The organism is Arthrobacter sp. TB 26 (assembly GCF_000427315.1).
GTDB lineage: Bacteria > Actinomycetota > Actinomycetes > Actinomycetales > Micrococcaceae > Arthrobacter.
This window is the reverse complement of sequence record NZ_AUPJ01000422.1, coordinates 1-7826: the sequence shown is the minus strand read 5'-3', so window position 1 is coordinate 7826 and position 7826 is coordinate 1. Positions and strand designations below refer to the sequence as shown.

Here is a 7826-nt window from a genome sequence, read left to right as displayed (position 1 = left end):
GCCGCGGCGGCCGCAACCACCACATGACGAGCAGGACAGCCATGCCGGCCAGTCCGGCCGGATTCGTCCACGACGGGTCTCCGGCCGACGGGTCGGGCCGCGAAGTTCCCCGCGATCGTGCCCAGCCCGGCAGCCACCGTGGACACCGGCCGCCGGCAGCGCGGAGGGTCAAGGACCCTAGTCGTCGAAGGGCCGGAACCGCTCGACGGCGACCACCTTGTCCTTGCTGTGGTGCGCCACATGGCACACGACAATCTCGCCGGGAGCCAGGAACGGGTCGGCGTCCGGCAGCTGGGCGCGCAGCCGGGAACCCATGTGCTTCCCAAGCTGGGCAAACACGGTGGGGAGGGCAGGTCGGTGGGTGCACAGCGCCACGGCCCGCTGCTTGTCGAAAAGACTCTCGACGGCGGCGGCCGTCTTGTGCGGATGGCGGCCATGCCGGTGCTCTGTGAGGGCCTCGTTCAGCTTCACCTTCGCATCCGACGCCTTGGCGTACGGGGCGATGGTGGCCACGCACCTGAGCCACGGGCTGGAGACAACCCGCATGGGTTTCCAGGCCTGCAGAAGGCGGCCCACCGCCTGTGCCTGCCGCATCCCGGTGGCGGCAAGGGGCCGGTCCCCTTCGGCTTTGGACCAGGAGGAACGCGGCTTGGCCTTGGCATGGCGGACGATGACGAGCGGCCACGTCTTCAGCTCGCCCCGGGCATGCGCGGCCGCCAGATGCTCCAGCGGGCCCACATCGCTCGGGTTGCTCAGCATCCGGGCCGCCTTCTCCGGCGAGCACCACATGACGCTGTCCACTTCCTTGCCGTCCGGCAGAAGGGCGGCCCCGTCGACGTCGACAGCCCAGTAGTGAACCACTTTCAGCCCGGCGGGGACGTGGTAATGGATGGCCGGCAGCGGGATGCCCAGCGGCGCCTTTAGCCCGATTTCCTCATCGACCTCGCGGGCGGCACATTCGGGCACCGTCTCGCCGGGGTCGATTTTGCCCTTGGGCCAGGACCAGTCGTCATACCGCGGGCGGTGGATCAGCAGGACCTCCAGCTGGCCCTTGTCGCCCGGGGCGACACGCCAGGGCAGTGCGCCCGCAGCCACCACCGCGATTGCTTCGCCGGGATGGTCGCTCTGGTCGGCAACCAGTGAATCGCTACTCAATGCCAGAGCCCCTACCGCAGCCCGGACGAGCGCTGCCGCGAGCGGGAATTGAGCAGCCAGGACTGGATATCCTCGAGATCGTGGCCGTCCTCCGCGAGGTGGTGGCGGGTCCATACGGCCTGGTTGTCGAGGTGCCAGCTGGCGGTGCCCGGGTCCATGTAGCGGCGCAACAGATCCATGACATACGTTGTGTCGTCCCCGCTGGTGAGCTGGACGAGGGCTTCCACCCGGCGGTCCAGGTTGCGGTGCATCATGTCCGCCGACCCGATGTAGACCACCGGGTCCCCGGCGTTGGCGAAGGCGAAAACGCGGGAGTGCTCCAGGAAACGGCCCAGCACGGACCGGACTGTGATGTTCTCGCTGAGTCCGGGCACTCCCGGGCGCAGCGAGCAGATGCCGCGGACGATAATGTCCACGGGAACGCCGGCCTGCGAAGCCCGGTACAGGGAATCGATGATGGCTTCGTCCACCATCGAGTTGACCTTGATCTGGACCCGGGCGGCCAGGCCGGCGCGGGCGTTCCGGATCTCTGTTTCGATCCGGTCGATGAGTCCCGAACGCACCGACCGCGGGGCCACCAAAAGGCGCTTGAAGGTGGACTTCGGCGCATAGCCGGAGAGCTGGTTGAAGAGCTTGGACAGGTCCTCACCCACCTGCTCGTTGGCCGACAGCAGGCCGAGATCTTCGTAGTAGCGGGCGGTGCGCGGGTGGTAGTTGCCGGTGCCGATGTGGCAGTAGCGGCGCAGCCCATCCACTTCCTGGCGGACCACGAGCGAGAGCTTGCAGTGGGTCTTGAGGCCTACGATGCCGTACACCACGTGCACGCCGGCCTGCTCCAGCTTCCGGGCCCAGGAGATGTTGGCCTGCTCGTCGAAGCGGGCCTTGATTTCGACGAGGGCCAGCACCTGCTTGCCGGCCTCGGCGGCGTCGATCAGGGCGTCGACGATGGGCGAGTCGCCGGAGGTGCGGTACAGGGTCTGCTTGATGGCCTGGACCTTCGGGTCCGCGGCGGCCTGCTCGAGGAACGCCTGGACCGAGGTGGAGAAGGAGTCGTACGGGTGGTGCAGCAGGATGTCACGCCGCCGCATGGCCGCGAAGACGTTCGCCGCCTTGGACGTTTCTGATTCGTTGAGGTACCGGGACGTATGCGGGACATGCTTCGGGTAGTGCAGGTCGGCGCGGTCGATTCCGGCGATGACCGAGAGCCCGCGGAGGTCCAGCGGGGCCGGGACCGAGTAGACCTCGGATTCCTCGACGCCCAGCTCGCGGATCAGCAGCGCCCGGATGTTCGGATTGATGTCATTCGTGACTTCGAGCCGGACCGGCGGGCCGAAACGGCGGCGCAGCAGTTCTTTCTCAAGCGCCTGCAGCAGGTTCTCGGCGTCGTCCTCTTCGACCTCCACGTCTTCGTTGCGGGTGACGCGGAAGGTGTGGTGCTCCAGCACCTCCATGCCGGCAAAGAGCTGGTCCAGGTGGACGGCGATGACTTCCTCGAGGGCGATGAAGCGTGCCACCCGGCCCGGCACGGAGCCGGCCCGGGGCCCGTCAATCGAGATCAGCCGGGGGAGCTGGTCCGGAACCTTGAGGCGGGCGAAGAGTTCCTTGTCGCTGACCGGGTTGCGGACGACGACGGCGAGGTTCAGGGAGAGCCCCGAGATGTAGGGGAAGGGGTGGGCCGGGTCCACGGCCAGCGGGGTTAGGATCGGGAAGACCTTCTCCGCGAACATGGCGCTGAGCTGGTCCTTGGCCTGGGAATCAAGTTCCTCCCAGTGCATGAGATGGATGTGCTCGTAGGCCAGCGCCGGACGGATCTGCTCGGCGTAGACGCGGGCGTGGCGCTGCTGCAGCCGGTGTGCCTCGTCCCCGATCTGCTCCAGGACCTGCATCGGGCTGAGCCCGGCGGGGGAGGGGACGGCCAAGCCCGTGGCGATCCGGCGCTTCAGCCCGGCAACACGGACCATAAAGAACTCATCCAGGTTGGACGCGAAGATGGAGAGGAAGCTGACACGCTCCAGCAGGTGCAGGTTTGGGTCTTCGGCAAGTTCCAGGACGCGGGCGTTGAACGAGAGCCAGCTCAGTTCGCGGTCCAGGAAGCGGTCCGGGCTGAAATCGCCCTCCGGCTCCAGGTTGGGCGCGAACTCAGGAATGTCGATCCGGTCCTGGGTGGCACGTGAGGCAGGCACTTCGGAGGAGCCGAACCGGGCACGCGCGGGTCGCACTTTTTTGTCCGACGTAGCGGCCTCAGACGTGGCTGTCCGGGCAGATTCCCGTTGCATGGTGTCTCCTAATGCTGGCGCGATGTGCTTCAACCTTACAAGCATTCACCGTGCCATTAGCTTTCGACGAGTCCAGAATTCCCCGGGTGGACACCTGATGTCCGCCGAATGGATTATTGCCCCTCCAGCGGGGCATACATCACGTCGACGTCCCAGCGGGTGAACCCCAGCCGCCGGTACAGCGACACGGCCGGAACGTTGTCCGCATCGACGTAGAGCATCACGGCGTGCAGGCCCTGGTTCTGCAGATGCCGGATGCCGGCGACCGTCAGGGCCTTCCCGAGTCCGGTGCCCTGCGCGTCGGGTGCCACGCCCACCACGTACACCTCGCCGATCGCCGGATGGTCTCCGTGCCGCGGGTGCACCTTGGTCCAGTGAAAGCCGAGAATCCGGTCGGAGGCGTCGACGGCCAGCAGGAAACCGGCGGGATCGAACCATGGCTCGGCCATCCTGGCGTCCAGATCGCCGCGCGTCATGGTTCCCTGCTCCGCATGGTGCGCGAAGGCGGACCGGTTCGCGGTCAGCCAGGCGTCCTCATCCCGGCCCGGGACGAAGGCGCGGAGTGTCACGCCGACCGGCAGGGGGACGTCGGGCAGCTCCGCCGCCGCGCTTGTGAGCCGCATTTTCCACAGCTCCCGGACCGGCCCGTAGCCGTAGTGCGCGGCGATCTCGGCCGCGGCTTCGTGGTTGCCATGGGACCAGGCCTTGAGGCCCGCGAAGCCGCGGGTGTTCTTGAGTTCGCGGNCCAGCCGGTCCGCGACGCCCTGGTTCCGGTAGCTGGGGTGGACGGCAATTTCCAGCACGCCCGTACCGTCCGGTTCCCCGATGACGACGGCGACCCCGGCCAGATCCTGCGCCGTCGCCGGGTCGGACCTCTCCTCGGGGCAGTAAAGGGCGAGTGTCAGAACTTCATGCCCGCCGCCGGCGGCGCGCAGCGTCACGAGCGTCTGTTCGGACAGCGGCGGATTGCCATCGGATTCCTCGGCGGCGGCCACGAGGGCTTTGACGTCCTTCAGGAGCTGCGCATCCGCAGCTCCGTTGGCGGCGAGTACGGGCCAGTTTTCAGGATGCTCAGGACTCATGGTGCAAGGCTATACGGTGCCGCCGGGGCGGGCCCGATTTTGTGGTTTCCGGAACGGTTACGTATAGTCGTTAACTCATCCGGCTGTTCGTCCAGAGACTGTTTCTGGAACTGCCGTTCGGATGCGAGGGGGATCCACCACTGGGGTGGCCTCGATACGTTCGACCCGTATGTCCTCCACTGAAGCAGAAAAGCCCCGGACCGAGGTCCGGGGCTTTTCTTTGTTCTGTGGCCGGAAGGGGTGCGGCCGGAACCCGCGAGGTTCAGGCTTCGGTGAGCTCTTCCTCGGGGTGCCGGACCAGCGTCAGGCGGTAGCCCACGTTGCGGACCGTGCTGATCAGGTTCTCGTGGTCGGCGCCGAGCTTGGCCCGCAGGCGCCGGACGTGGACGTCCACGGTGCGGGTGCCGCCGTAGTAGTCGTAGCCCCAGACCTCGGTCAGCAGCTGCTGGCGGGTGAAGACCCGTCCGGGGTGCTGGGCCAGGTACTTGAGCAGTTCAAATTCCTTGAAGGTCAGGTTGAGCGGTGCGCCGTTGACCCGGGCGGTGTAGCTGGCCTCATCGATGACGACGCCGGCGGCCCGGATCTCTGTCGGGGCATCGTCCTGGTCCGGTACGGCCCGGGCGACGCCGAGGCGGATGCGGGCTTCGACCTCGGCGGGCCCCGCGGAGTCCAGCAGGATGTCGTCAACAGCCCAGGCGGAGGACACGGCGGCCATGCCGCCCTCGGTCAGGATCAGCATAAGGGGGGCGCTCAGGCCCGTGGCCTTGAGCAGCTGGGTGAGGGAACGTGCACCGACAAGGTCTTTGCGGGCGTCCAGCAGGACGATGTCGCAGGGGTCCGTCTCCAGCAGCGCTGTCGGCTCGGCGGGGAGAATATGGACCCGGTGGTTCAGTAGTTCCAGAGCAGGCAGGACGTCCACCGATGAGCCGGTGCTGTTCGTCAGTAGCAGGATGTGCGACATGTTTCCTCCAAGGGGTGTCCGCGCATCGTTGGGCGTCTGTAGCTGAGTCTGAGTATACCCAAAGGCCCCTTCCCGGACATGCTTCCGTCACCTGCGTCCGGTTCCTTTGCGACACAAAACGGTCACATAGGGCAGGATTGATCCGTCGGGGCCCGCAGCCCCCCGGCGAAAGATCAGGTCGAATTGGGGTCCGCAGTGAGCGAAAGTACGACGATGACCGGAAGACGGATGACGGATAAGAAGATGTTGGGTAATCAGTGAAGACGTGGTCCATCGGCGTCATCGGGCTGGCCGGACTCGCCGCGATAGTCGGCGCGTCGTACATCTCGCCGGAGGCGCTTTTGGCGGTCGGAGTGCTCATCGCCGCCGCCGTCGGGGTCGGCTGGCCGCACTTCCTGGGCATTCCGGCCAAGAAAACCCTGGCCGCCCTGATCGGCCTGCCGGGCGTTGGCGCCGCCGTTGCCGCCACCTACCTTCCCGCCCCGGGCTTCCTGGACTGGACCCCGTCGTTTATGGCGGCAGGCGTGATGGCGGTCTTCGTGATGCAGCTGATCCGGGGCACCGGGCAGGCGCAGCGCCTGGAATCCACGCTCGGTTCAAGTGCCGGCGTCATGCTCTCCTGCCTGGGCGCCGGCTGGATTGCGTGCTCCCGCTTCAACGGCGTACAAGAGATGCTCCTGGTCGCCGCCATCAGCGCTGCGATCGCCCTGCTGGCCGGCCTGATCCGCTGGCCCGACCGGGTCGTGGCGCCGCTGGGCGTCGTCGGCGCCGGGCTGGCGGGTCCGCTCGCAGGCCTCGTCTTCTCCGACATCGCCGTGCTGCCAGCCGCGATCGTCGGGGTGGTGGTGGGGGCCGTGCTGATGAGTTTCCGCCGGCTGGTGATCATCCGCGGCGAGTCGCTAAGCTTTGCGGCGGCCCTCGGAATGGGGCTGGGCCCGGTCTCCGCCGTCGGTTCCCTGGCTTACTTCATAGACAAACTACTCATCTACTAACGCGCTAGGATGGCATCATGTCCGTACTTGCATTTGAAATCTTCTTCCTTGTACTGCTCGGCGTTGCCAGCCTGGCCATGGCGTGGTTTGCCGGCTTTGTTGTCTACCGCCTCTTCAAAGGCCAGAAGTAACAGCCAGAAATCAATAGCCGTCTTCGTTTCCAGAGGTAGCTGCTGTGCCGATTGAAATTCCAACAGATCTGACACCCGAAATCGTTCCGCTGTCCTGGCTCATTGGTGAGTGGGAGGGCGGGGGCCGGCTGGGGGCCGGGGAAGAGGATTCCGAGCACTTCCGGCAACACGTGTCGTTCACGCATAACGGGTTGCCCTACCTGCAATACCGTGCCGAGAGCTGGCTGACCGACGACGCAGGCACCACGTTGCGTCCCCTGACCGTCGAGACCGGTTTTTGGGCGCTGGAGCGTAAACAGCGGGAAGAGGATGGCGGCCCGGGGCTTATCCCGGCCGACATCGTTCCCGTGCTGAGGAGCGCCGACGAAGTCGAGGCGCTGCGCAACAAAGACGGCGGCTTCGACATCTCCGTGTCGATCTCCCACCCCGGCGGGATCTCGGAGCTGTACTACGGCCAGATCAAGGGCCCGCAGATCCAGCTCAGCACCGATATGGTGATGCGCGGCAGCCACTCCAAGGAGTACACGGCCGCCACCAGGATCTTCGGCCTCGTGGAAGGCAATCTGCTCTGGCGCTGGGACATGGCAACGGGCAAGGGCCCTGCGGGGGGCAGCGGCCTGGAAGCCCACGCGTCCGCCATCCTCCACAAAGTCAGCTGACCGGCGGCGTCCGCGCGGAGAGCCGCCCGATCCTGAGGTCTCACTGTTTTTCCGTTGTCCGCCGCGACCGCAGGGAGTACCGCAGTGAATGCCACACCCGCAACACCCGCCGATTTCAGCGACCTCAAAGCCGTGTACTTCAATGGCACCTTGAAGAAGTCCCCCGAGGCCTCCAATACACAAGGCCTGATCGACGTCAGCCGCCGGATCATGGACAAGCAGGGCGTGACCACCCGGGTCATCCGGACGGTGGACCACGACATCGCGAGCGGAGTTTATCCGGACATGCGCGTGCACGGCTGGGCGAGCGATGAATGGCCGGAGCTTTATCCGGCCGTCCGGGACGCCGACATCGTTGTGGTGGCCGGGCCCATCTGGCTGGGAGACAACTCCTCGCAGACCAAGAAGCTGATCGAGCGCCTCTACGCGCACTCGGGCGAGCTGAACGACAAGGGCCAGTGGGCGTTCTACCCCAAGGTGGGCGGCTGCCTCATCACCGGCAACGAGGACGGGATCAAGCATTGCGCCATGAACGTCCTCTACAGCCTCCAGCACATCGGCTTCACGGTC

General features: G+C 66.3%; 7 protein-coding genes. 3 read left to right on the top strand and 4 right to left on the bottom strand.

All coding sequences use genetic code 11. From position 1 onward, the window contains the following. Positions 1 to 177: 177 nt before the first annotated feature. The 4 genes from K789_RS0116185 to K789_RS0116170 all read right to left on the bottom strand — a co-directional run bounded on the left by K789_RS0116185 (position 178) and on the right by K789_RS0116170 (position 5474). Positions 178 to 1155 carry an NUDIX hydrolase gene (locus tag K789_RS0116185; RefSeq protein ID WP_024367666.1) on the bottom strand — a complete coding sequence of 326 codons (978 nt, stop codon included), beginning with the start codon at positions 1153 to 1155 and terminating at the stop codon, positions 178 to 180. An 11-nt stretch (positions 1156 to 1166) separates the two neighbouring features. Then, positions 1167 to 3431, bottom strand: coding sequence for an RNA degradosome polyphosphate kinase (locus K789_RS0116180; protein ID WP_024367665.1), 2265 nt, complete (start codon positions 3429 to 3431; stop codon positions 1167 to 1169). Positions 3432 to 3544: 113 nt separating this feature from the next. Further along, positions 3545 to 4513 (bottom strand): mycothiol synthase, encoded by a 969-nt coding sequence (mshD, locus tag K789_RS0116175; protein ID WP_024367664.1) that lies wholly within the window; start codon positions 4511 to 4513, stop codon positions 3545 to 3547. 262 nt (positions 4514 to 4775) lie between these two features. After that, positions 4776 to 5474: a winged helix-turn-helix transcriptional regulator gene (locus tag K789_RS0116170; RefSeq protein ID WP_024367663.1), complete on the bottom strand. Its 699-nt coding sequence runs from the start codon at positions 5472 to 5474 to the stop codon at positions 4776 to 4778. Positions 5475 to 5731: 257 nt separating this feature from the next. Here K789_RS0116170 and K789_RS0116165 point away from each other — a divergent pair, with 257 nt between their 5' ends. The 3 genes from K789_RS0116165 to K789_RS0116150 all read left to right on the top strand — a co-directional run. Continuing rightward, complete coding sequence (locus tag K789_RS0116165; protein WP_024367662.1) at positions 5732 to 6466, top strand: hypothetical protein; 735 nt, start codon at positions 5732 to 5734, stop codon at positions 6464 to 6466. Positions 6467 to 6641: 175 nt separating this feature from the next. Next, positions 6642 to 7256, top strand: coding sequence for an FABP family protein (locus K789_RS0116155; protein ID WP_024367661.1), 615 nt, complete (start codon positions 6642 to 6644; stop codon positions 7254 to 7256). 84 nt (positions 7257 to 7340) lie between these two features. Then, on the top strand, positions 7341 to 7826 hold a 486-nt coding region (locus K789_RS0116150), incomplete at its 3' end, for a flavodoxin family protein (RefSeq protein ID WP_035740018.1).

Coding starts and splice junctions, on each gene's coding strand:
- K789_RS0116170 (WP_024367663.1), bottom strand. CDS start 5,474: ATGTCGCACATCCTGCTACTGACGAACAGCACCGGCTCATCGGTGGAC.
- K789_RS0116180 (WP_024367665.1), bottom strand. CDS start 3,431: ATGCAACGGGAATCTGCCCGGACAGCCACGTCTGAGGCCGCTACGTCG.